The sequence below is a fragment of the Photobacterium sp. J15 genome (assembly GCF_963870815.1).
In the GTDB taxonomy this organism is placed as follows: domain Bacteria; phylum Pseudomonadota; class Gammaproteobacteria; order Enterobacterales; family Vibrionaceae; genus Photobacterium; species Photobacterium marinum.
In genome coordinates this window covers 1,027,045-1,050,023 of sequence record NZ_CAWMUI010000002.1, presented here as the reverse complement: position 1 = coordinate 1,050,023, position 22,979 = coordinate 1,027,045, and the positions used below count along the sequence as shown (strand labels likewise).

Genomic DNA, 22,979 nt, shown 5'->3' with positions numbered 1-22,979 from the left:
AATCGGTACAGACTGAGTCAACGGTTAAAAGTACGTCTTATTATTGAGACTTCGGAGTTACAACGCAGGTCACCAATCGGTTATCGCTCATAATTTGATTACTATTTGTTGCGGGAAAATCTATTGTGGTGCGCTATGAAGTTGTACAGCGGAATCTTTTTTATGTTTTTTGTTTCAGCCTGTACGTCGCAGGAAACGGTAAGCGATGTTGCAAGTCAGAAGCAGACCTTCATTCAAGGTGAGTGCTATGATCGAGCGACTTACTCCCTGAGTGAAACCTTTGATGCTTTTATCGGTGAAAGACAAAATGAGCTGAAAATACTGCGCCCGGAGCTGACAGCAGAAAACTATGAGCAGCTTGATTATGCGTTAAAGCATTTTTCAACTTACTGGAACCAGCTCCGTAAAGAACGAGATCAGGCGTGTGAGCAACATGCAACTTGTGAGTACATCAGAATTAAAAATCATGACAGGCAAGCTTACAATACGAGCTTTTGTGACAGCACAGACTTCGAGTATAACGTTAGCCGTGCCAAAATGATTAATTTCTTCAATGATATAGAGCGTTTACAGCTACAAAAAACAGCGCCTTGAGTCTTAATTTCGCCATCTTTCCTCACATCTCATAATTTCAGAATGAATGACCTGAAGTTGACTGTATAACTCGGGGCATCATTCTGATTTCCACTATAGAGCAGCCTTGTTAGATTAGTCTGGTTATCTACGTTTATTTAAAAGATTCTTCGATTAAAATTCTTAGTTTTATTCTTTTTATATCAATCAATTAGCATAATAAATCTCAGCGCTAGCTTTGATGCGGAAAGAAAAATGCAACTTTTCAATGGGTTATAAATAGTGCTAAGGTGGTTGTGAACCATATGTAAATTATCAATTGAACGAAAAGGAGGATTTTATGGCTACCAGCCGTAAAAGCAGTAAGGAGCGTTTAGCGCTGAAATTGTCCCTGGCCGGTACAGTTTTATTAGCCAGCCTAGGTATTGGCTATGGATTATATGTCGGATCCAATGCCATTTTGCTAGACGGTATGTTTTCATTTCTCAGTATGGGGATGACAGGGTTAAGCCTCTATACTGCCTACCTTGTATCTAAACCGGACGATCGTCAGTTCCAGTTTGGTTATGCTCACATTGAACCTTTAATTAATGTTGTCAACGGATTGCTCATTTTGATGACTTGCCTGTTTGCCTTTATCACTGGCGTGAAAGGTATTCTTCATGGCGGACATGAGATTGTCCTTGAGCATGCGCTTATCTATGCGGTTTTATCGACTGTTTGTTGTTTTGCTATCTATTTTACTGAAACCTATATCGCGCGAAGCGAACAGTCGGAATTGGTTAGGGTAGACTCGCAAGAGTGGCTGGTGGATGGCATTCTAAGTGCTGCAATACTTGTCGGCTTCTTGCTGGTGATTTTGCTGGATAAGTTTGGATACTCCCGTTGGAATGCCTATGTTGACCCGATTCTTGTTTCAACGCTTTCAATAGCAGCATCAGTGTTGCCTTTGAAAGTCCTGAAACGAAACTTACGAGAGGTTCTGCTGGTTGCGCCGCAGGATAAAGTTCAGCACCAGGTCGATAGGGTGATCGCAAAGCTTTCCAAACAATATCATTTTGATGATTACACCCATCATTTTGCTAAAACAGGGCGTCAGTATGATCTTGAAATAAATATACTGGTAAAGAATGAAACGTACTGGACAACAGGCCGTCAGGATACGATCCGTGAGCTCATTTGGCAGGAATTGAGCGATGAGTTGGGAGATACCTGGCTTTCAGTTAGCTTTACTTCTCAAGAACGTTGGCTCTAACAGGACAATGTGTTGTTTCATAAGAAGTTTTTCCTTTATTAGTAAAACTAATATCGAGATAAAAGAATTGTCGGGGAAAATCAAGTGGTGATTTTCCCAGGCTTCAAGCAAAATATACGTGTTACAGAGAAACATGACAGCAAAGGAATGAAGATCAGTAATGCTTAAGGTTGTAAACGAGCTGTAAAGTATTTTCTTTTTCTTCAGGTGGCTATGGATTGATTTGCTGGTGCTGTATAGAAGCATTGACGTGTTATTAATATTTTTTCTATCACAATTTTATAACCGGTTAGTGCAAAAAAAGCGCAGATAGGCTATCGTGTCTCTTGTCTAAAAATTGCTTCTTTCTAGAGATAATTTTTAGACCATAGGTTAACCCTTATCGCTGACATCGCTCTGATGTGCGTGTCACCCATTTTAGATTTACATTTTTAAGGTTAATTATGGAAACTGTGCTAGTCATTGCCTTTATCATCGGTGCTGCTTATGTCATCTTCAGAGAGAAGAAATGCTGTAAGGGAATAGACTACTCGCGTAACTCATTGTAAAGCGAAGGCGCCGTCAGGCGCTTTTCTTTTATTGGCTGATGCGGATACTGTTTGAATTACTCATTACTTTTTTTATTACGGCCGACCTGCTGATACTCTCTCTTCGACAAGTTTCAACTTGTTGTATTCCCTCCTGATTTTCTTTCATTGATTTAATGCAATTAGTTGCACTTGTGGTGAAATTGTATTTTTCTAAGCCGTGATCAGCATCATCTGATAGTTATATGATTTGCTTGTTAATCAGCTTGTTAGTGAATATCGTTGTATATCAAATAAATGAGCCGTGTTGCATTTGAAATAGCATGACTGTGCCTTTCATAAGCAGCGAGGGGAAGGAAGGTTCTTAGAAAGGTTATGTTTTCTAGCAAGCGATATCGATACTCTTTTTTTCGTGAAATAACATTCTTTACAGGGATAAAACGACATTTAGCCTGTGTGGCATTTGTTTTGGGGATAGCATTACTGTCGTCTTTGACGAGTAGTTTCTTTTCACGTTTGCAGCTGACTTACATCATCAGTTCTGATTCAGATGACTTACTGAATCTTCATTCTATGAAGATAAATCGATTTCCTGATCTTCTGGCATCATTAAGTCAGAATTTCAGGTTTGACTGCGGTATTTCAGATATCAACCTGCTCGAAAGTGTCACGTATAATGATTATGTGATAAAGCAGGTTGCGATAAAAACATCAGGCAACCAAAGGTGCAGTAGCTTTCCTCGGACAAATATCAAGCTTCAGGTTATTCCTTTAGTGGAAAACTATGATGAAAATGTTTCATTGTGGGTAGCTTTTGATTCAGAGAAAAAGCAAAACCTTTTAGTTGCTGAGTGGCATGAGGAAAGAGGATCCTTGTGGGTTTACATGGAGCCGATTGTTTCCGATACCATCAGAAATAAATACTGCAGTGATTGTGTGCTGAGTGCCATCACTTCATCACAAAACCCAGAGGTGGCTTTCTGGCGAGGGGATGCAGCATTGTTTTCATCCAAACCTTTATTCAGTGCACAATTAGCTGATGGTCTTCGTGTTGATACTTATGTGAAGGCAGAGTTACTCGAACTGTATCGAGATCAGCTGTATCTGCCTCTTTTCATTATGGGGTTAACGCTTGGGGTACTGTGCGTTGTTTCCTGTCAGGCCCTCGCTCGACGCAAGATGTCGCTTCACTCTTTGGTAGAACGCGGGTTAGTTGAGAAAGAGTTCGTTCCTTATTACCAGCCGATCGTAGATGTTTCGAACAATACACTTTACGGTTGTGAAATGCTGGCCAGATGGCACCGACCGGATCAGGATGTTATATCACCGATGGAATTCATTCCATATGTAGAGAAGAGTGGACAGATTCTGGCGATCACAGATCAATTGATAGAAAAACTGACGAATGAGATGACAAAGCTTAACTGGCATGCAACAAAACAGGTTATCAGTATCAATGTAGTGCCGGAACAACTTGAAAGTCAGGTGATCATGGAAAATACCCTGCGAATATTGCAACGATCAGAGATTCAATTGAACCAGATTGCTTTTGAGGTGACAGAAAGAAAGCAATTTACTGATCTTGCAATGGCTTCTGATGTGATAGAACAACTGAGGCAGAAAGGAGTCGATGTAAAGCTTGATGATGCAGGAACTGGGTATGGCGGTTTCAGCTACATTCAGCAATTAAATATTCGAAGCTTGAAAATCGATAAGATGTTTGTTGAAAACATCGGAACAACAGATATAAAGCTTTCGTTGCTTAATTCAATAATTGCTTTCGGCAAAGAAGCCGGTATGGAAATGATTGCGGAAGGGGTTGAAACTGAAGAGCAGTCAAAATATCTGGCAGAGCAGGGTGTTTACCTACAACAAGGTTACTTCTTTGGCAAGCCAATGATTTTCAAAGATTTTGCTTACTATTGTAAGTCGATTCAACCAAAGCCGAAGTTTGAACCGACAATGCGGTTAGTTTAAAAAAACAGGAGGTATTAGCCTCCTGTTTTTATTTAGTAGATATGATGCCGATTTACATCAAGCATGCTTTTCACGCCATGAGTGGGCCAGTTCACTGATAGATTTATGGCTTTCCTGCCACTTTCTTGTTTTAACCAGATCCCGGTATTCGCCTGTTGGCTTTTTGCAAAGTGTTTCAAGTAACGGAACCTGAGTTTGTGGCAGACCATCCAGGGCCTGAATCGCACCTTCACGGTTGTTGCAGAGTAGTACCATGTCACAGCCCGCTTGCTGTGCAGCAATGGCTCTTTCGCTATAGCTGCCAAGTATATCAGCACCCTTCATGTTCAAGTCGTCAGAGAAAACCACGCCTTTGAAGTTCAGCTCATTACGCAATACATCTTTAAGCCAGTATGATGAACCGCTTGCCGGCTGCTCATCATAGGCATCAAAAACAACATGAGCAGGCATCATAGCGTCCAGCAAATCGTTTTCAATCAGGTGCTTAAATACAGTCATATCATGTTGTTTGATGTAGTCACGTGAGTCGACAGGTGTTTCAAGGTGTGAGTCTTCAACAACGCCACCGTGGCCCGGGAAGTGTTTCCCCGTTGTTGCCATGCCGGCTTGCTTCATACCCTTGATGAATTGGCTGGCGTATTTAATGATTTGTTGTGGATCATCAGAAAAAGCCCGATCACCAACGGCTTTACAGTCAAAACCAAGATCAAGGACAGGAGCAAGGCTGAGATCGATATCCATAGCCAGCAGTTCTGCCGCCATCAGCCAGCCACCATGTTCGGCGAGTTCAAGACCATTTTTATTGTTGGCAAATGCTTTTGCCGGTGGTAGCAGGGTAAATTCATTGCGAAAACGTTGAACACGTCCCCCTTCCTGATCAACAGAAATCAGAAATGGTCGTCGTGCTGTATCACGAATGTCTTTGGTTAGTGCTCTTAGTTGTTTACGGTCATGATAGTTGCGGCTGAACAGGATAATTCCACCCACGGTTGGGTGTTGAATGATTTCTTTTTCTTCGGCATCCAGCTCATAGCCGGATACATCAAGCATTAATGGTCCCATGTTAACTCCGATAAAAGGACATTCTGAAAGCGCGGAGCTGTGATGATCAGATGTAAAAGACAGGCTAACGTTATCATAGTCCAGATAGCAGAGGTAATAATCCTTTTAAAAATGACACCTTGCCTGAGTAGTTAATGTCCATTTTGATTGTTTATTATGGTAAACACAGAGTTGATTGTTTTTGTTGTTAAATTCACAGCCAATTAGTTATATCAGGTACATATTGTTGAAAAATCTACGATATAAGTGATCATGATCTTATTAATGAAAATATGCTATCACTCATTACATTGTTGGTGTGATCTTGCTCACTATAATGTTGTGCTCACTCAATTAAACTGTTTCCTGATTCATAGTTAATTGAGATTTTCAAATGTCAGTATTGGTCGCCATTGCTATTACAACAGGTATTCTTTCAGGTGTTTGGGGGTGGGTTGCAGTTTCCCTTGGTTTACTTAGCTGGGCTGGTTTCCTTGGTTGTACTACTTATTTTGCTTCCCCTAAAGATGGCATGAAAGGTCTTGGATTGAGTATTGCGACTAATATGAGTGGCGTTTTTTGGGCGATGGTGATTATTCACCTGTCGACCATGGTTGGCATCGAGATCATCGGTTATGTAATTACTGCTATTGTTGCGTTCTTTATGTGCGTTCAGGCCAAGAAAACATGGCTTGAATTCATCCCGGGCACATTCATTGGTTCATGTGCCACTTTCGCGGCAGCCGGTGACTGGCAGCTTGTTATACCGTCTCTGATCCTGGGTGCGGTGTTTGGTTACTGCATGAAGGCATCCGGTATCTGGTTGCAAAAGAAATTAGCCCAACCGAAAAACGATTTAACTGTTCCTGAGCTTGATTAATCCCTTCTTTTTTTATTTTCTCTTATCAATTTAGAGGCTGCCGCAAGGCAGCTTTTTTTTGTTCTTTAGAACTTACCAATATTCCTTGCACGGATAAATTGTGTTTGAAGTTCAGGCGGAATTTCTTACGGCCAGGCCTGCTATTAGATTTTCTTCGTGACACTCTTTAAGTAATTTCATACTTAAATTAATACATTTACATCCATTATTCAGCCTGGGTTTTGTTTGAAATGTTTTGAAACAATTAACCAGTAAAAATATGCCACTAATTTTATTTGTTCAGCTTTCATTAAAGCCCCGGTGCTAATTTGGCCTCATTACTTATATAACTGAATTGCATGCGTTTATTCCTTGTAAATTGCATTTGCAATTTATTCTTATATTTTACCTATGGTCAGCATAATGAATAAAAAACTTATAATTGCCACTTTAATAAGTACTGGCTTGCTTGTTGGATGCGGCGATAAGTTATCCGGTCCTAAAGCATCGATGAGTCCTTTGGTTGCAGTACAACCTGTAACGGTCATTGACTATCAGCAGGGAAAGAAGTTTGTCGGTAGAACTGAAGCTATCGAAGATGTTGCTATTACTGCTCAGGTCTCCGGCTACCTGAAAGCGCGTTATTTTCAGGAAGGGGAAATTGTCGAAAAGGGACAGCTGTTGTTCCAGATTGAGCCAGCAGCTTATGAAGCAAAAGTTGCCAGTGCAAAGGCTGCGATAGCACAAGCTGAAGCGAGTCTGAAACGGGCAGATTTGGACTGGGAGCGAGGCAAGAATTTGTTGCCTAAGGGCAGTATTAGTCAGTCGGAGTTTGACCGGTTAACTGCAGATAAACTCAATGCCGAAGCTCAGCTTAAAGCGGCAAAAGCGCAGCTTTCAGCAGCGGAAGTTGATTTGTCATATACCCAGATTGTTGCACCGTTTACAGGACGGGTTAGTGACAGCAAAGCCAGTATCGGAGATTTGGTTTCACCGGCTTCAGGGGTACTGACGACTTTGGTTAGTCTTGACCCGATCCAGGCATCTTTCAATATCAGTGAGCGTCAGCGCCTGGATTTAGGGATTGATATGCTGGATGGCAGCGGTGACGGCAAAGGGGATGTTGAAGTCGTTCTAACATTGAATAATGGCGAAGATTATCAGCATCTGGGAAAGGTCGACTATATCGGCAACCGGATTGATTTGACAACAGGCACCATAGCGATGCGGGCGAAGTTCGATAACCCTGAGCAGCGTTTGTTGCCGGGTCAGCATGTGCAGGTATTCCTGCGGGAAAAAGCGCCTGTAAAGAAAAATGTAATACCTCGCAGAGCGGTACAAAGTGACCTTGAGGGCGACTTCGTTATGGTATTGGCTGAGGGTAATGTTGCAGAACGGCACAACGTTAAGCTCGGACCGCAAACAGAGCAGGGGGTTGTTATTAACGATGGCCTGAAGGGGGATGATGTTGTGTTGACGAAAGGTCTTCAGCGCGTTCGTAACGGGATGACCGTTCGACTTGAACAACCAAAAATAGAGGGTTAACGGATGCTGAGTCGATTTTTTATCCAGCGTCCAAAGTTTGCGCTGGTTATCTCTATTATTCTGACACTGGCAGGAGCAATTGCTCTGATGAACCTGCCTGTTGCTGAATACCCTAAAATCAGTCCGCCGTCGGTTAGTGTGACTGCTTATTATTCGGGGGCGAGTGCTGAAGTTGTTGAAGAAGCCATTGCCGATCCGATTGAAGCTTCGGTGAATGGTGTCGAGAACATGATCTACATGTCTTCGAAGAGCGCAAATGACGGTTCATATAACCTGAATGTGACTTTCGATGTCGGCACAGATCCTGACATGGCGCAGGTTAATGTTCAGAACCGGGTGTCGCAGATTGAATCTAAGTTACCTGCTGAAGTTCGGATGGTCGGGGTAACTGTTAAAAAGCGTTCTCCTGATCTGCTGATGGTGCTTAACTTCTACTCTCCTGAAGGTCGTTATGACGATAAGTTTCTGATTAATTACATTAACTTAAACGTTAAAGATCAGCTTGCCCGTGTTAAAGGCATCAGTGAGGTTAATGTTATCGGTGGCGGTGAATATGCGATGCGTGTATGGCTGGACCCGGAAAAAATGGCTAACCTCGGCCTGACAACCTCAGATGTTAATGCAGCATTGGCAGAGCAGAATGTTCAGGTCGCAGCCGGCAAAGTTGGCGCGCCGCCGTTTAACAATGTTCAGGAAGTGCAGTTCAACCTTGTGACTAAAGGGCGCCTTGAGTCGGTCAGTGAGTTTGAAAATGTTGTTCTAAGAGCAAACCCTGATGGTTCGGTTGTTTATCTGAAAGATGTTGCTCGTGTAGAGCTAGGTAAGAAGTTCTACGACGGTAATGGACTATTCCGTGGTCAACCTGCTTCTATCGTGACGCTGTCACTCCAGTCAGATGCGAATGCTCTGGAAAGTGGCGAGGCGGTAATGGAGTTGCTGGAAAAACTGCGGCCAAATATGCCTGAAGGTATGGCTTATGAAACCAGTTATGACACAACATTATTTGTTTCTGAATCAATTAAAGGTGTGGTCAAGACGCTGATTGAAGCGGTGATTCTGGTTATCGCAGTAACATACCTGTTCCTTGGTAGTATGCGTTCTACGCTGATCCCGGTTGTTGCTATTCCGGTGTCATTGATTGGTACTTTTGCCATTATGTTGGCAACAGGTTTTACCATAAACACAGTAACCTTGTTTGGCCTGATTCTGGCAATCGGTATTGTAGTTGATGATGCCATTCTGGTTATCGAAAATGTTGATACCAATATGAAGCGCGATCCGAGCCTTACACCGCGAAAAGCAACGCTGATTGCGATGAAGGAAGTAACCGGGCCGATCATTACTTCAACATTGGTTCTGTTGGCGGTATTCCTGCCGGTAGCGATGCTGCCGGGTATCACAGGTATTATGTACCGTCAGTTTGCATTGACCATCTGTATATCAGTGGTGATATCGTCGATTAACGCGCTGACACTGTCTCCAGCTCTATGTTCGCTGGTTCTGAAGCAAGGCGGGGACAATACTTCACGCTGGTTCCGTACCTTTAATAAAGGGTTGGATAAAGTTACGCTGAAATATGGTGTGATTGCCGGATTTCTGGTTCGTAAAGTGGGTATGCTGGGCAGCTGTTTTGTTGTAGCCGTAATTGCCGTTAGTTTCTTGTCGAAGACGACGTCAACTGCTTTTGTTCCGCAGGAAGATAAAGGTATTTTGCTGGTCAATGTTCAGCTTCCGGATGCTGCTTCATTGTCCCGTACTGAAGAGACAACGGCAAAACTTGAGAAAATCGTTGAGCAGGAGCCTGGTGTTGAAGGCATTACTGTTGCCAATGGTTACGCGTTTCTGACGGGTGCTGCTGCGTCTAATGGAGCTTCAATGTTCATCAAACTGAAAGAGTGGGATGAGCGAAACAACATGGAAGGAGACCATTCATCATTTGCGATCACTCAGCGGATAAATGTCCGCGCAGCAGCTCAACTGCCGGAGGCTATCGTTTTTGCAATGGGACCTCCTGCTGTTCCGGGAATGGGGGCTGCATCGGGCTTTGAGTTTGTATTGGAAGATACCTTGGGGCGCAGTCGTACAGATTTGGCAAATGTGATGGGCGAGCTGATTCAGAAAGCCAATGAGCAGCCTGAGATTCAGTACACCTTCAGTACATTTCGCGCCAATGTTCCGCATTACTACGTTGATGTTGACAGGGTGAAAGCCAAACAACTAGGCGTATCTCTGACGGAAGTCTTCCAGACTTTGCAGGGCAACCTGGGTTCAATGTACATCAACGACTTCACTCTGTATGGCAAAAACTTCAGGGTAACGGTGCAGGCTGACAGCGATTACCGCAGCGATCTTGATGCGCTTGAGCGTTTCCATGTGCGCTCAGCCAGTGGTGATATGATTCCGCTGAGTACACTGGCGACGATAGAACAAGTGTTCGAACCGGATGTTGCATGGCGTTACAACATGTACCGTTCGGCGGTAATTCAGGGTAACCCGGCTGATGGTTACTCAAGTGGTGATGCTATCGCCGCGATGGAAAGAGTGGCTGCAGAAGTATTGCCGCAGGGATATCAGTATGAATGGACAGGTATGGCTTACCAGGAGGTTAAAGCCGGTAATCAGGCAATTTATGCGTTTGCACTGGCTCTGATCTTTATTTACCTGTTCATGGTTGCCCAGTATGAAAGCTGGAGTATTCCGCTGGCGATCATTTTGGTTGTGCCAGTGGCAACATTGGGCTCATTCCTGGCATTGGCTGTAACAGGAACACCTTTGAACCTGTATGCGCAGATAGGTTTGGTTCTGCTGATTGCACTGGCGGCGAAGAATGCGATTCTGATTGTGGAATTTGCCAAGATTGAGCGGGAAGAGAAAGATCTGGATATTGAGCAAGCCTCTGTGCGCGGTGGTAAATTACGTTTCCGTGCTGTGAATATGACATCCTGGTCGTTCATTCTGGGTATTACACCGCTGGTATTTGCATCCGGTGCCGGCCATATCAGCCAGAATTCATTGGGAATTTCACTCACAGGTGGTTTGCTATGTGTGTTACTGGCAGGAACCTTCCTGATCCCTGGCTTCTTTGCTCTGGTTCAGCGTAAGCGAGAGAAATTCCACGGTGGCTCGACTAAGTTGATGGCTCTCAAAGATGAGTAATTTTAGAGTCAGGTAGAAAGAAGAAAAGGGCTCCGAATGGAGCCCTTTTACATTGATGAAGTTTCTTATCTTTTTGCAGATTGATACGTTCAGTAGATTAATGCTTTCTGCGGAGCAGGCCGATAAGTCCTAATCCAACAAGCATTGAAAGCGGAACAGAACCGCCCGAGCTTCCTGTATCAACATGTTCATCTTCTCGAACCAGTTTGAATGGGTCATGGTCGAAATCCGGTGTTGCAATGCTATCCAGAGTCAGGCCGGTTTTAGTTTCGATCCAGTCGCGATAGTAAGCCACTTCAGTATAAAGGCCATTACCTTGACCGGCAGGATGCCCAACATTTTTCAGTTCGCAATCAGGACCATTACTGGTTACACCCATTAGACGAAGGCCAAAATCTGAATCACCAGTTTTATTCGGGTTTTGCCAGATAAGAGGGCCACCTGAGTCACCGGCACAGGCATCTTTTTTGATTGCCGGGTTATTGGAGTCGGCACAGACAAAGTGAGAATCCGATGTCATCACATAACCTGAATTACATTGTGAGAGAGGGATCCCGCCCAGTTTTACAACCTGTAAGTTGCTAGTGACGTTATATGAAGGTGCTGTATCACCCCAGCCAGAAGTAATGAGATTACCTTTTGAGTAACCGTCAGCATTCCAGGTATTTGCAAATTGTGCGTTGGCCTGGCTTTGTTCATCTGCCGTTGCGATCTTAATTGGTTTAGCAACACTTAGTAGCGACTTGGTGGTTATTTTCAACAGGGCTATATCATGGTCGACATCACCGGCTTTCAGAGTGCTGCTTGAAGAGCCTGTATAGTCTTGATGTTGGATCTTTTCTTCAATTGTGAATTTGTATTTATCAGCAATATTCTCTGCGGATTGCCCCTGAGGGATATAGGTCAGACCGGCAACAAGCGTATCACCCAACTTTGTTGATTCGGTACAGTGTGCTGCAGTTGCCGCCCAATGTTCACTGATAATGACTGCGCCACAGCCAGAAATGACATTTCCCCAAAAGTCCGGTTTTGACAGGATAGCGGCCTGCCAGGGCAGTAAGTTCTCAGCGAGTCCTGATGCAGTTTGACCGTTCAGAATTTTTGGCTGTACTGAAGGTGTTTCTTCAGCAAAGGCATTCATTGACAGGCTTGTCGCCAGAAATATAACAGAGTAGGTGAGTTTTTTATTCATTGGGCTTTTACTGTACGGCGTATTAATCAGGCCTGAATTATACGGTTTATTAATAGAACACTCTAATAAAGACGTGAATTATTAGATCAAAGGCACGCTTTAATCCCATGTTGCTGGTCTTTCTTCTGTAAAATAAAGTTCAGCTAACCAAAAGCACGGTTAAACTGGACAATCGGTGGAAATGATAAGCAAGATGAATTACGAACAGCTGACTAAGCAGTTGATGTTGGCTGATGAATACAGAATGGGCTGTCTGCGAGCGGCGAGAGAGGTGGGTTTACCTGATTGGTATCTTGGTGCCGGTTTTCTGAGAAATGCCATTTGGGATCATTTGCATCATAAGACAGAGATGACACCACTAAATGATATTGATCTGGTTTATTTTGATAACCGTGATGTTTCCTGTGAGTCTGAACAAAAAATAGAAACCCAATTGAAAGCTCTTTTTCCACAAGCAAACTGGGAAGTTCGCAATCAGGCCCGGATGCATCTGCGTCACGGTCATCAACCGTATCAAAATACCGTTGAAGGTATCAGACAGTGGATTGAAGTGCCGACATGTGTAGGTGTTCGCCTTGAATTTGATAACCAACTGACAATTTGTGCTCCGTTTGGTTTAGAGGAAAACTGGTCACTGAAAATCAAAATCAACCCGGAAAATCAGAGGCCGGCTGTTTATCGTGATCGCATCAAGAATAAAAGTTGGTTGCAGATCTGGCCGAAACTCACGGCGGAATGATCCTGTTACTGTTTTCTATCCGATTACCAATGTGTGCTCACTAAAGTCGCCAGAATAACTCCAGTGAACCGGTTGAATTGGTGGAGTGTTTATCTTCTTTATATTCACGGGTACTGGTAGCAAAACTCAGGCTTACACCCCATTGAGGCTGGTAATACACACCCCCGAGAACTGCGGTTGCCTGTAGATGTTCTATATTGGTATCCGGAACCTCTTCCGGACGATCCCCCTCTATTGTGATGTCATTGAAGCGGTATCGACCTTCAACACCGGCAAAAAAGAAGTAACCTTTCGGGCTTGCGGATAAAACGCTGATATCGACAAAGCGGCCCGGTGAAAAACCAGAAGTACCAAAATTGCTTTCGAGATTATTTCCCCAGCGAGCGATTGATCCAATTGCGACTTCGCTTTGAAAATTACCTGCGTTAATGCGTCCGACAGCACTGATATCAGTACCTTCTAAGCCTAAAGGCCCATCGACATCATTTCTTTTCATCAGCCTGTGGGCCTGATAACCGAGGTTAAAGACGACCTGGTTTTCTATCTGGTAGTCCCATCCTTTGGGCTCATCTGAACCGATAAGGTCATGGATAAACTTCTGTCCCTGTTCAGCAAAAGAGTTCGGGCCGACAACACCAATCATGGCGGTATATTTATCAACAAGTTCCGGTGAGTACTGGTAAATCCCCGATTCAAGGAAAAGCAGGCCGGTGTATGGCCTTTCGTCTTCAACCGGTTCTGGTTGTTCGATGTCCTCAGGTGTCCACATCTGCTGACCCAAACGTACATTCCAGCCCTTAAATGTATTTGAATCTAAAGGAAGAAGTGTTGCGATATCTTTAATAGGTCGGGGAGCGATGACTTCCAGCTTTGTAGTTGAAGATGAGTTGAATTCGAGGAAGATACCATTGGTATAGTTCTGATCAGTTCCGACAATGCCGTCATTGTCGATAGAAAATGAGACACTTCCGGAGTGATATGCCTGAGTCAAAGGTGAAAAAAGAGCTGATAGGGCAGCGATGCCTGCAAAAATGTGCTTCATTTACAGTCCTTTGCAAATACGACAGTATGCCAATCGGTTAATAATACCTAATAGATATTAATCGCGGCCAGTTATAATATTCAAATCAGAGTGCCCTTATCCGCTTATTGTGAAGCAGATATAAAAAGTAAAAGGAATCGATTATGTCGTCAAAGTTACTGTCTTCCCCGTTGGTTTCTGCTCAATGGCTGGCTGACAACATCAATAACTCGGAAGTAGTAGTGTTGGATGCCAGCTGGTTTTTACCGGGGTCTGAACGAGATCCTGTGCAAGAGTGGCATGAAAAGCGTATACCGGGTGCGAGGTTCTTTGATTTTGATAAAAAAATAGCAGCGCCGGATACAGAACTTCCCCATATGCTGCCTTCTGCTGAGTTATTTTCCCGCGAAGTATCAGAGCTTGGGATTAAAGAGCAGGATACGGTTGTGGTGTATGACTCTCAGGGGATGTTTTCGGCACCACGAGTATGGTGGATGTTCAGAACAATGGGGCATCATGACGTGGCGGTACTTGATGGCGGCTTCCCGGCCTGGCAAAAGGCTGGATTAGAACTGGAAATTGGTGACCCTGAACACCCCGTAATGACTGAATATAAAGCCTCGTTTTGTCCGAACTGGGTTATTGATGCCGATGAACTGAACGCTCGATTGGGAGATGTTGATACCGTTGTGCTTGATGCCCGCTCGGCTGAGCGCTTTTACGGTACAGCACCCGAACCAAGACCAGGAGTGAGAAGTGGTCATATGCCAAACGCAAAAAGTCTGCCGTTCTCTCAATTACTAAGTGAAGGCTATTTTTTGGACACTGAGCAGCTTTCAAAGCGTTTTGATGCCTTATCCGAACCGGAGCAAAATTTAATCTTCAGCTGTGGCTCAGGGGTTACTGCTTGTATTCTTGCGCTTGCGGCGGAATTGACCGGTAGAAAAAAACTGACAGTTTATGATGGTTCATGGGCTGAATGGGGACGTAAGCATAAGTACCCGGTTGTTTAGGCTAAAATAATGCCAGAAGAACAAAAAAGGCCAGTAATAGCTGGCCTTTAACTTATCGGTACGTTTTTGCTAGCCGATTTTATTGGACTGCTGATAGGTAACCACGCTGGTGGATAAGATCCTGTCCTTTGGGTGAGATAACAAAGTCGATAAAGGCTTTAGCGTTATCTTCAATTGTCTTCTCTTTATAGAGCATGATGAATGGGCGCGAAATCTTGTACTTACCTGACTCCAGGTTGCTCATGGTTGGCTGAACACCTTCGAAAGACAGAGCCTTAACAGAATCATCAATCGAGCCTAAAGAAATATAGCCAATAGAATGGACATTTCGAGAGACCAGGCTTTTTACTGTACCGTTAGTATTTACGACCAGCACATGCGGGTTGATATCAGAAACGGTTTGCCCCGCAATTTGTTGAGTCAGCCCCATGTAGTCTTCAAAAGAAAAGCGTGAACCTGATGCATTTTCACGGCTTACAACAGCCATTTTTAAATCCGGACCGCCGACCTCTTTCCAGTTCGTAATTTCACCGTGATAGATTTTAGAAACCTGTTCTTTGTTCAGGTCAGTGACCGGGTTATTCTTGTTTACCACCAGTGCGATACCATCGTGAGCGATAGTCACTGTAGTGATATCCGGATTGATTTCTGCTGGTTTTAAGTAGCGAGAACTCATGCCAATGTCAGCGGCATTTTGCTTAACGGCCGCGATACCTGCTGATGAGCCGACGCCCTGAACGGCAATAAACGTGTCTTTATTATTACTCGAAAAGGTTTCTGCTAGTACTTCGACAACATGACTTACTGATGTTGATCCTGAAACTGTGACTGTTTCTTTCGCTTGTACATTGAATGTAAGGGCAGCAAATAACGCACATAAGGTATTAGCCCTGGCTGACATTTTCTTTCTCCAAATTAACCAGAAGTAAACGGTCAACATCCTATTACGAGAATATGTCAATAATGTGAAAGTGGTTAATTAAACAATACTCAACCAGTTCTTCTGTCAGTATCTTTTTCTTTGTTGGAATACATCTCCTGGTCCGCTTTAGCCAGTATTGAGTCCGGATCACTCAGGTTCCCCGGGTAGTAAGGAGCAAGGCCGATACTGATACCAATGTTGTATTTACCTCTGATTTCTTTGGTTTGTTCATAAAGCATATCGATCCATTTCTGGTTGGATCTTTCCTCGCCCCAGGAGAGAAGTACGACGAATTCATCGCCGCCAATTCTATAGGTGCGGCTGCCGGCTGGTGTGGTTCGTAACAGGGTGGTTGCCATTGCAATCAGAACCTGGTCACCTGATTGATGACCGAAGTTGTCGTTGACCTGCTTGAAGTTATCAAGATCAATATAAGCCAGCATCCCTTTTTGCTGGTCGATGGCCATATGATCGAAACAACGGAAAAGGGCTCGGCGGTTTTCCAATCCGGTGAGTTCGTCGTGCAGAGCCTGACGGCTGAGTTTTTGTTCTAAATTGCGGGCTTTATCTATTTGTTGGTTCAGGCTTTCAATTAACTGGCGATGTTGGTGCAGTATTTTGATAAAGCAGAAGCAAGTCATAAACACCCCAACATGGATGAAAATATCTTCGGTGTTATCAAGAAACCAATGGTTGTGCAGCTCAGGAATATCGTCAAGCAGGTCGGTGATAACGCCAACGCCGTACATCCCTAATGAAAGTAGCAACCATCCGCGCATGCCGGTCCCAAAATCCTCACGAACCAGTTGAATGCTCAGTACTAAAGTCACAATCGAAATGACCGTTTTCAGGTTGTCATTAGCAGGAATGAAACTTAAAAAAAGTACAGCAGTGCAGATAAGTGCGATTCGGCGTGGTGGAAGTTGGGAAATACGATTCATAGACCCTGAAACAGCTAAATAAAGAGGGGTGATTTGTCAGACATAATGGCAAAGACAGTGACGTCAAACAAGGAATTTACCTTGTTCTGCAGCGAAATTGTACTCTGATCTTCATTGGGGGCGGCAATGGATTCCGCATGTGGTGATTTTGACCCGATAAATTAACATTTTGTTGATAAAAAACATGATGTCGGTACAAAACAGAGAGAAAGAAATGAGGGGGTTGTAGCCGATTTTGCGATTTGGCAGATAAGCAAGCGTGATAAAGCTCAATTTTACAGAAATTGCTTGAATGACAGCAAAGTTGAAATTTTTATTAATAATTACCTAATTATTAGTAATTTGGCGCTAAATTGTCGGGATTATACGTGTATTGATAAGCTAAGTTATAAGGCGGCATTTTTGGAATCAAAGTTTCACTTCTGGTTGTGCTACGGGCTCTCTGATATACAAGGGTTGTAACAAATTATTTCAGTTAACATAGCTGTAACAAGTTGTCGTTTGTGTCTATCCTAGAAAAAGACTGGGATTGTTGTGCTACATGCATAGGGACAAGGCAACAAGAGAGGTCGAAAGTATGCTGACAATGGCAAGACGGACGCAACCGAATAAAGCCTTGGTATCCGAGAGAATACAAAAACTGATCAAGGTTTTATCGAATGGCGTTTACGAAAGAGAAGAAACAATAAAATTGTGCTTGCTTGCAGCTTTAGCCGGTGAAAGTGTTTTTTTGCTAGGCCCGCCGGGTATCGCTAAAAGTTTGATTGCAAAACGCTTGATTCAGGCTTTTGATAACAGCCGTTTTTTTGATTACTTGATGACACGTTTTTCTACACCCGAAGAGGTGTTTGGCCCTTTATCTATTCAAGAATTAAAAGACAACGGCAAATACGTCCGCTTAGTTGATGGTTACCTGCCTACTGCACAGGTCGTTTTCCTTGATGAAATCTGGAAAGCCGGCCCTGCGATTCTGAATACCCTTCTTACGGTTGTAAACGAACGTACGTTTAAAAATGGTCAGGATATTCTTCCTGTTCCAATGCGTTTGCTGATCACTGCTTCAAACGAATTGCCGGATGAAGACAGCGGTCTGGAAGCACTTTATGACCGTATGCTGGTTCGAGTGTTTGTTAATCGTATTCAGGAGAAACAGAATTTCAAAGCCATGCTGATGGGTGAAGGTCCTTCTGTACAGGAACTGGAACCGGGGCTTGCGATTACTGATGAAGAATACGAGGAATGGCAGACTCATATTGATGATATCCAGTTGACTGATGATCTGTTTGAGAAGATCTATCAGCTCAAAATGATGATTGAAAAACGTGCTGAAGAAGGGGATGGTTTTGCTGCCGCTGACAGTGAACTTTACATCTCGGATCGCCGCTGGAAAAAAGCAGTTCGACTGCTGAAAGCCAGTGCTTTCTATAATGGCCGAGATTCAATAAACCCGCTGGATCTTCTGTTACTGCAAGACTGCCTGTGGCACAGCCCTGAATCACGAAATGTGGTTCGATCTGTCATCCATGAATTTGCAACGCAGAAAGCTTTTAATCAGGAAGCAGCGCAAGACAATGCCAATGAAGCCCAAAGGCTGATTGATGATGTTAATGAAGAAGTCGCCAATGATCTGTGTGTTACTTTTTCCCGCGAAACCAAGATGCGCAAGGAATCGTTTAAGTACGATTTCAGCAAGGCAAGACGCTATAACATCAACCACAACCCACGCATGATTAAATTGGTGATGCTTCAGCAAAACCCTTCTGTTTCAGAGCAGGAAAAAGGTGACAGCCGCTGGGTATATGTCGACGGAGATGACTTCGAGAAGAAGATCAAAGCCGGTCAGTGTGATGTTTATGGTTTCGTGAACAAGAATACCCATTTGTGTCGACTGCATTTTGACGTTGATGCACAGCAGCGGCTTATCATCAAGGATATTGCTAACCGCTCAGTGCTTGTTGGTATTGCCGGTACTTGCGGTATTACTGCGGCGCAGAACGATAAGTGGCAGGTTGAAGCAAAAAAAGCAGTTGAGAAAATTGGCGATGCAGAGCATAGCCTGAAGCTGTCACGTAGTTCCTTCCATGGTGCGCTGCCACATAACTTTGTTTCTGCTGAACTGCCTGCGGCAATTGAGCAGAGTATCGCAACGGCATCTGATTCGGTATCTGAACTGAATTTGGTGATTGAGAAAAGTGCTTTTCGCATCTCAAACCTTGCAGAGTATTTTTCGTAAGTCGGGGGTAGAGTATGCCTGCAACTGAAACGCTGAACCTGGCAATGATGTTGGCTGAGTCGGGCATTATTGATAATGCGGTGAATGAGCTGATGACACGTCCTCAGCTCTTGATGGCTGCTGAATCCAACCCTGACATTAAAACGGCGATGAAAAACCAGATCATCAAATGGCGGGGACATATACACAAACGCATGCCAAGCGTGAGTGTAGAAGAGCAGTTCAAGCGCGAAATTGAGCTTTATCAGGAAGCCTGTCAGTGGGAGCCGGAGTACTTTATTGAACAGGTTGATTCTGTTGTTAAACAGCTTGAAGGTCATTCATCGTTTTATTTCAAGGCAAGAAGTCTGCTGGAGCGGGAAAGCCAGAAACATAACCCTATGTTTCAGAGTTATTTCTGTAATCAGTGGTATGAGTATCTGTCTAAAGCCCTGATTGATGCCCAGCAGAGCGAACTGGAACAGCATAAAGAAAAGCTATTGGCTGATCTTTACCAGCGCATCGAAACCATGCAGCACATGCAGGAAGTGACAGAAGCCGGTGACGAGAAAAAAGCCGGGCGGTTATGGGATATGGCAAAAGCCAGGCTGACAAAAACTGATGTCAGTAGCTTAAAAACCATGGCTGCTTTCCTTAAGAAAAACAGTGGACTGCAAGAGATTGCGGAAAAGCTGGGCCGGATGGCAAGCGAAGTTGATGATCCTGATAAAGAACGGGTGCGCTCAGAAGACCTGAAAATGGTCGAAGAGCGCAGTGACAATGTCACTGATGACATCGTCGGCGTTCATGAAAGTGATGATCTGTCGAAGTTGCTGCCTAATGAAGCTATGTTTCTTGCTTATCCAGAATTGGAAGTGGTGTTCTACAAGCACCTTGTAGACAAGCGACTGATGAATTACCGGGTTCAGGGCGCACAGCGCAAGCTGCGCAGGGTGAAGGCGTATAAGCGACAAACTAAGCAGGTAGAGCAGGATAAAGGCCCGTTTATTGTTTGTATTGATGCCTCCGGTTCAATGAATGGTTTCCCTGAGCAGTGTGCAAAAGCGTTGGCTTATGGCCTGATGCAAATCGCACTGGCTGAGGATCGTGACTGCTATGTCATTATGTTCTCGACGCAACAAATCACCTACGAGCTGACCAAACAGGATGGCCTGAGAGAAGTTCTGAACTTCCTTTCTTATTCCTTCCACGGTGGAACAGACTTAGGACCGGTGCTGGATCAGTCGATTGAGCTGATGAGCAACGAGAAATACAAAAACGCTGATTTGATTGTGCTGTCTGACTTTATCGCGCCGTCTCAGCCTGATGAGATGATGAAACGAATTCAAAAGCTGAAACAGCAAAGAAACCGTTTCCATGCAGTGAATTTGTCGAAGTATGGCAACCCGGAGCTGATGACGATTTTTGATCATTGCTGGTCATATCATCCGTCGAAGCTAGGGCGTCTGTTTAAGTGGAAATGAGTCTTAGCTCTTAACTGCGAAAGCAATACATAGTGGAAAAGCGACCTTTTGGTCGCTTTTTTTATGCCTCGGATTCGTTCATTTCAACCAGCTCTAAGCGAACTAAGTAGCCGGTTATTTGTTGCGCTGGTCTTATTTTTGAACGTAATTACATACATCTAGCGGATTATTAATAGCTGTAGACTATGCTTATCAGTAGATAACAAAATAAGAACAGAGCTTAGTCCATGTTCAGGCTGTGTTTTTCAGTCTAGGAGGAAGTTATATGAAGCTTTTCTCTTTCTGCGCACTGGTATTTTCCTTTTTAATGACAGCATTTACTGTCCGAGCTGATGATGTCTGGATAATTGAAATAAAAGGGGGAATAGGCCCGGCAACCAGTGACTATGTTTCCCGTGAAATTGAGCAGGCCAGAAAAGATCAGGCATCGTTTATCGTGCTTAAAATGGATACTCCCGGCGGCTTGGATACCTCCATGCGTGATATTATTCGCGCCATAACAACCTCTCCACTGCCTGTTGCAACCTGGGTCGGTCCTGCCGGCGCTCGAGCTGCCAGTGCAGGTACTTATATTCTGCTAGCTAGCCATATCGCTTCAATGGCTCCGGGAACAAACCTGGGGGCGGCAACACCAGTTTCCCTGACCGGGCCGGGACAGGGAGAACCTGACGAGGGCAGTAACCCTTTTGCTCCTAAGAAAGAGAAAAAAGAACCTAAAGAAGAGGATGCAACCAAAGGCGATGGATCCGGTGAATCAGCCAAAGATGATGAGCGCATCAGTGCAAAAACGGCTATGCAGAAAAAAGTCATCAATGATGCCACTGCTTATATTCAGGGGTTAGCAAAGCTGCATGGCCGTAATGAAGAATGGGCGGCCAAAGCGGTAACAGAAGCAGCCAGCTTAGATGCGGAAAGCGCACTGGAAAAGAATGTGATTGATTTTATTGCGCCGGACTTAGACAGCCTGATTAAACAGTCCAATGGCAGAACAACTACTATCAACGGGTTGGAATCCAAAATTGAACTTGCCAATGTCGCTTATGTTGAACGGGAGCAGGATTGGCGCTTCCAGCTTCTTTCAGTCATAACCAATCCAAATGTTGCTTATATTCTGATGCTCATCGGCATCTATGGATTACTTCTTGAGTTTTACAATCCGGGTGTCGGTGTGCCGGGAGTGCTTGGCGGCATCTGTCTGTTGCTTGCCATGTACTCGTTGCAGATGTTGCCGGTTAGCTATGCTGGTCTGGGGCTGCTCTTACTTGGTATCGCGTTGATGATAGCGGAAGCTTTCAGCCCGAGTTTTGGGATTTTCGGCCTCGGTGGCGTAGTGTCTTTTGTGCTTGGTTCGATCATGTTGATGGATACCGAAACACCGGGATACCAGATCGCCGTTCCTTTGATTGTCGGCCTTACCGTGGTATCGGCAATGTTTACCTTTGTGATTCTTGCATTGTTGCTCAAAACTCGTCGTCGTCCGGTTACAACAGGTGTCGAAGTGATGTTAGGCCAGCAGGCCAGGGTTGTGAGTGGATTCCCCGGCGAAGGAATGGTTTTAGTGGAAGGTGAGATTTGGCAGGCAAGGTGCGATAGACCGTTACAAAAAGGACAAATCGTTACGGTTAAGAGAGTGTCAGGGTTACAACTGGACGTTGAAGATAATTACTGTGATACAACAGGCATTGATAAGGAATAATTATGATGGTGACTTATTCGTTCGCTACGATAATCGTGCTGGTGGTTGTGTTAATCGTCAGCATGTTCAAGGTGTTACGTGAATATGAGCGGGCAGTAGTATTCCTGCTTGGGCGTTTTTACGAGGTAAAGGGACCGGGCCTGATCATCATTGTTCCAATCATCCAGCAGATGGTGCGGGTTGATTTGCGTACTATCGTTCTTGATGTTCCGACTCAGGACTTGATCACCAGGGACAACGTTTCAGTTCGTGTTAACGCGGTGGTTTATTTTCGGGTCGTTGACCCGAAAATGGCGATCAATAATGTTGAAAATTATCTTGAAGCCACCAGCCAATTGTCTCAGACCACGTTGCGATCTGTGCTTGGTCAGCATGAGCTTGATGAACTGTTGTCTGCAAGGGAAGAACTGAATAAAGATTTACAGGTCATTTTGGATCAGCATACCGATAATTGGGGCATCAAAATTTCTAATGTAGAAATCAAGCATGTCGATCTAGATGACAGTATGGTTCGGGCTCTGGCGAGGCAGGCAGAAGCTGAGCGTTCCCGTCGTGCAAAAGTGATTCACGCAACCGGTGAGCTTGAAGCGTCGGCTAAATTGCAGGAAGCCGCACAAGTGTTGAATAAGGCTCCTAACGCGGTTCAGCTTCGTTATATGCAGACCCTGACTGAAATATCCAACGACCGAACAACGACCATTGTTTTCCCTATGCCGATCGACATGATGGACAAGATGTCGTCAGTTTTCCATCAGCCCAAACAGCAGAAAGATAAATCGTCCTGAGGATGATTTATTCTCCAATTATGTAGGCAGAAAATTGAACA

The 22,979-nt window shown here is 44.2% G+C and carries 17 protein-coding genes; 12 read left to right on the top strand and 5 right to left on the bottom strand.

What is annotated here, in order from left to right; translation table 11 throughout:
• The first annotated feature begins 162 nt into the window (after positions 1-162).
• The 3 genes from AACQ93_RS21670 to AACQ93_RS21660 all read left to right on the top strand — a co-directional run bounded on the left by AACQ93_RS21670 (position 163) and on the right by AACQ93_RS21660 (position 4,332).
• Entirely contained in the window at positions 163-594 is a 432-nt protein-coding gene (locus AACQ93_RS21670; RefSeq protein WP_084419394.1) for a hypothetical protein, read from the top strand.
• 319 nt (positions 595-913) lie between these two features.
• Positions 914-1,828, top strand: a complete 915-nt coding sequence (locus AACQ93_RS21665; protein WP_064608775.1) for a cation diffusion facilitator family transporter — start codon at positions 914-916, stop codon at positions 1,826-1,828.
• A 902-nt stretch (positions 1,829-2,730) separates the two neighbouring features.
• The gene (locus AACQ93_RS21660; protein WP_084419392.1) at positions 2,731-4,332 is read left to right on the top strand and encodes an EAL domain-containing protein; all 1,602 of its coding nucleotides are present in this window, start codon (positions 2,731-2,733) and stop codon (positions 4,330-4,332) included.
• A 57-nt stretch (positions 4,333-4,389) separates the two neighbouring features.
• On the opposite strand, the gene nagZ is transcribed toward AACQ93_RS21660, so the two are convergent.
• Positions 4,390-5,394: a beta-N-acetylhexosaminidase gene (nagZ, locus tag AACQ93_RS21655; RefSeq protein WP_064608772.1), complete on the bottom strand. Its 1,005-nt coding sequence runs from the start codon at positions 5,392-5,394 to the stop codon at positions 4,390-4,392.
• Positions 5,395-5,767: 373 nt separating this feature from the next.
• On the opposite strand from nagZ, the gene AACQ93_RS21650 reads away from it, so the two are divergent.
• The 3 genes from AACQ93_RS21650 (at position 5,768) to AACQ93_RS21640 (ending at position 10,933) form a co-directional block, all read left to right on the top strand.
• Positions 5,768-6,253: a DUF1097 domain-containing protein gene (locus AACQ93_RS21650; RefSeq protein ID WP_064608768.1), complete on the top strand. Its 486-nt coding sequence runs from the start codon at positions 5,768-5,770 to the stop codon at positions 6,251-6,253.
• 402 nt (positions 6,254-6,655) lie between these two features.
• A complete protein-coding gene (locus AACQ93_RS21645; protein ID WP_007465639.1) occupies positions 6,656-7,777 on the top strand; it encodes an efflux RND transporter periplasmic adaptor subunit in 1,122 nt (373 codons plus the stop codon).
• Positions 7,778-7,780: 3 nt separating this feature from the next.
• The gene (locus tag AACQ93_RS21640) at positions 7,781-10,933 is read left to right on the top strand and encodes an efflux RND transporter permease subunit (protein WP_064608766.1); all 3,153 of its coding nucleotides are present in this window, start codon (positions 7,781-7,783) and stop codon (positions 10,931-10,933) included.
• Between the two features lie 97 nt (positions 10,934-11,030).
• Here AACQ93_RS21640 and AACQ93_RS21635 read toward each other — a convergent pair whose 3' ends face one another.
• The gene (locus tag AACQ93_RS21635; protein ID WP_064608765.1) at positions 11,031-12,125 is read right to left on the bottom strand and encodes a S1 family peptidase; all 1,095 of its coding nucleotides are present in this window, start codon (positions 12,123-12,125) and stop codon (positions 11,031-11,033) included.
• Positions 12,126-12,318: 193 nt separating this feature from the next.
• On the opposite strand from AACQ93_RS21635, the gene AACQ93_RS21630 reads away from it, so the two are divergent.
• Positions 12,319-12,864 carry a nucleotidyltransferase family protein gene (locus AACQ93_RS21630; RefSeq protein WP_064608763.1) on the top strand — a complete coding sequence of 182 codons (546 nt, stop codon included), beginning with the start codon at positions 12,319-12,321 and terminating at the stop codon, positions 12,862-12,864.
• 40 nt (positions 12,865-12,904) lie between these two features.
• On the opposite strand, the gene AACQ93_RS21625 is transcribed toward AACQ93_RS21630, so the two are convergent.
• On the bottom strand, positions 12,905-13,906 hold the full coding sequence (locus AACQ93_RS21625; protein ID WP_064608761.1) for a lipid A deacylase LpxR family protein: 1,002 nt from the start codon (positions 13,904-13,906) through the stop codon (positions 12,905-12,907).
• 143 nt (positions 13,907-14,049) lie between these two features.
• On the opposite strand from AACQ93_RS21625, the gene AACQ93_RS21620 reads away from it, so the two are divergent.
• Positions 14,050-14,898, top strand: coding sequence for a sulfurtransferase (locus tag AACQ93_RS21620; protein ID WP_064608759.1), 849 nt, complete (start codon positions 14,050-14,052; stop codon positions 14,896-14,898).
• A gap of 79 nt (positions 14,899-14,977) precedes the next feature.
• Here the strand turns inward: AACQ93_RS21620 and AACQ93_RS21615 are convergent, their stop codons facing one another.
• Both AACQ93_RS21615 and AACQ93_RS21610 read right to left on the bottom strand, forming a co-directional pair.
• The gene (locus AACQ93_RS21615; protein WP_064608757.1) at positions 14,978-15,799 is read right to left on the bottom strand and encodes a phosphate ABC transporter substrate-binding protein; all 822 of its coding nucleotides are present in this window, start codon (positions 15,797-15,799) and stop codon (positions 14,978-14,980) included.
• An 89-nt stretch (positions 15,800-15,888) separates the two neighbouring features.
• Positions 15,889-16,761 carry a GGDEF domain-containing protein gene (locus AACQ93_RS21610; RefSeq protein WP_007465652.1) on the bottom strand — a complete coding sequence of 291 codons (873 nt, stop codon included), beginning with the start codon at positions 16,759-16,761 and terminating at the stop codon, positions 15,889-15,891.
• 577 nt (positions 16,762-17,338) lie between these two features.
• Between AACQ93_RS21610 and AACQ93_RS21605 the strand changes: the two genes are divergently transcribed.
• From AACQ93_RS21605 to AACQ93_RS21590, 4 genes are all read left to right on the top strand, one after another.
• On the top strand, positions 17,339-18,994 hold the full coding sequence (locus tag AACQ93_RS21605) for an ATPase RavA domain-containing protein (RefSeq protein WP_064608755.1): 1,656 nt from the start codon (positions 17,339-17,341) through the stop codon (positions 18,992-18,994).
• 14 nt (positions 18,995-19,008) lie between these two features.
• Positions 19,009-20,457 carry an ATPase RavA stimulator ViaA gene (gene viaA, locus AACQ93_RS21600; protein ID WP_064608753.1) on the top strand — a complete coding sequence of 483 codons (1,449 nt, stop codon included), beginning with the start codon at positions 19,009-19,011 and terminating at the stop codon, positions 20,455-20,457.
• Between the two features lie 265 nt (positions 20,458-20,722).
• On the top strand, positions 20,723-22,153 hold the full coding sequence (locus AACQ93_RS21595; RefSeq protein WP_064608751.1) for an NfeD family protein: 1,431 nt from the start codon (positions 20,723-20,725) through the stop codon (positions 22,151-22,153).
• A gap of 5 nt (positions 22,154-22,158) precedes the next feature.
• On the top strand, positions 22,159-22,938 hold the full coding sequence (locus AACQ93_RS21590) for a slipin family protein (protein ID WP_064609665.1): 780 nt from the start codon (positions 22,159-22,161) through the stop codon (positions 22,936-22,938).
• Positions 22,939-22,979 lie beyond the last annotated feature (41 nt).

Excerpts from the sequence above, each read along its gene's own strand:
- AACQ93_RS21670 (WP_084419394.1), top strand. The coding sequence starts at position 163 with ATGTTTTTTGTTTCAGCCTGTACGTCGCAGGAAACGGTAAGCGATGTT.
- AACQ93_RS21665 (WP_064608775.1), top strand. The coding sequence starts at position 914 with ATGGCTACCAGCCGTAAAAGCAGTAAGGAGCGTTTAGCGCTGAAATTG.
- AACQ93_RS21660 (WP_084419392.1), top strand. The coding sequence starts at position 2,731 with ATGTTTTCTAGCAAGCGATATCGATACTCTTTTTTTCGTGAAATAACA.
- nagZ (WP_064608772.1), bottom strand. The coding sequence starts at position 5,394 with ATGGGACCATTAATGCTTGATGTATCCGGCTATGAGCTGGATGCCGAA.
- AACQ93_RS21650 (WP_064608768.1), top strand. The coding sequence starts at position 5,768 with ATGTCAGTATTGGTCGCCATTGCTATTACAACAGGTATTCTTTCAGGT.
- AACQ93_RS21645 (WP_007465639.1), top strand. The coding sequence starts at position 6,656 with ATGAATAAAAAACTTATAATTGCCACTTTAATAAGTACTGGCTTGCTT.
- AACQ93_RS21640 (WP_064608766.1), top strand. The coding sequence starts at position 7,781 with ATGCTGAGTCGATTTTTTATCCAGCGTCCAAAGTTTGCGCTGGTTATC.
- AACQ93_RS21635 (WP_064608765.1), bottom strand. The coding sequence starts at position 12,125 with ATGAATAAAAAACTCACCTACTCTGTTATATTTCTGGCGACAAGCCTG.
- AACQ93_RS21630 (WP_064608763.1), top strand. The coding sequence starts at position 12,319 with ATGAATTACGAACAGCTGACTAAGCAGTTGATGTTGGCTGATGAATAC.
- AACQ93_RS21625 (WP_064608761.1), bottom strand. The coding sequence starts at position 13,906 with ATGAAGCACATTTTTGCAGGCATCGCTGCCCTATCAGCTCTTTTTTCA.
- AACQ93_RS21620 (WP_064608759.1), top strand. The coding sequence starts at position 14,050 with ATGTCGTCAAAGTTACTGTCTTCCCCGTTGGTTTCTGCTCAATGGCTG.
- AACQ93_RS21615 (WP_064608757.1), bottom strand. The coding sequence starts at position 15,799 with ATGTCAGCCAGGGCTAATACCTTATGTGCGTTATTTGCTGCCCTTACA.
- AACQ93_RS21610 (WP_007465652.1), bottom strand. The coding sequence starts at position 16,761 with ATGAATCGTATTTCCCAACTTCCACCACGCCGAATCGCACTTATCTGC.
- AACQ93_RS21605 (WP_064608755.1), top strand. The coding sequence starts at position 17,339 with ATGCTGACAATGGCAAGACGGACGCAACCGAATAAAGCCTTGGTATCC.
- viaA (WP_064608753.1), top strand. The coding sequence starts at position 19,009 with ATGCCTGCAACTGAAACGCTGAACCTGGCAATGATGTTGGCTGAGTCG.
- AACQ93_RS21595 (WP_064608751.1), top strand. The coding sequence starts at position 20,723 with ATGAAGCTTTTCTCTTTCTGCGCACTGGTATTTTCCTTTTTAATGACA.
- AACQ93_RS21590 (WP_064609665.1), top strand. The coding sequence starts at position 22,159 with ATGGTGACTTATTCGTTCGCTACGATAATCGTGCTGGTGGTTGTGTTA.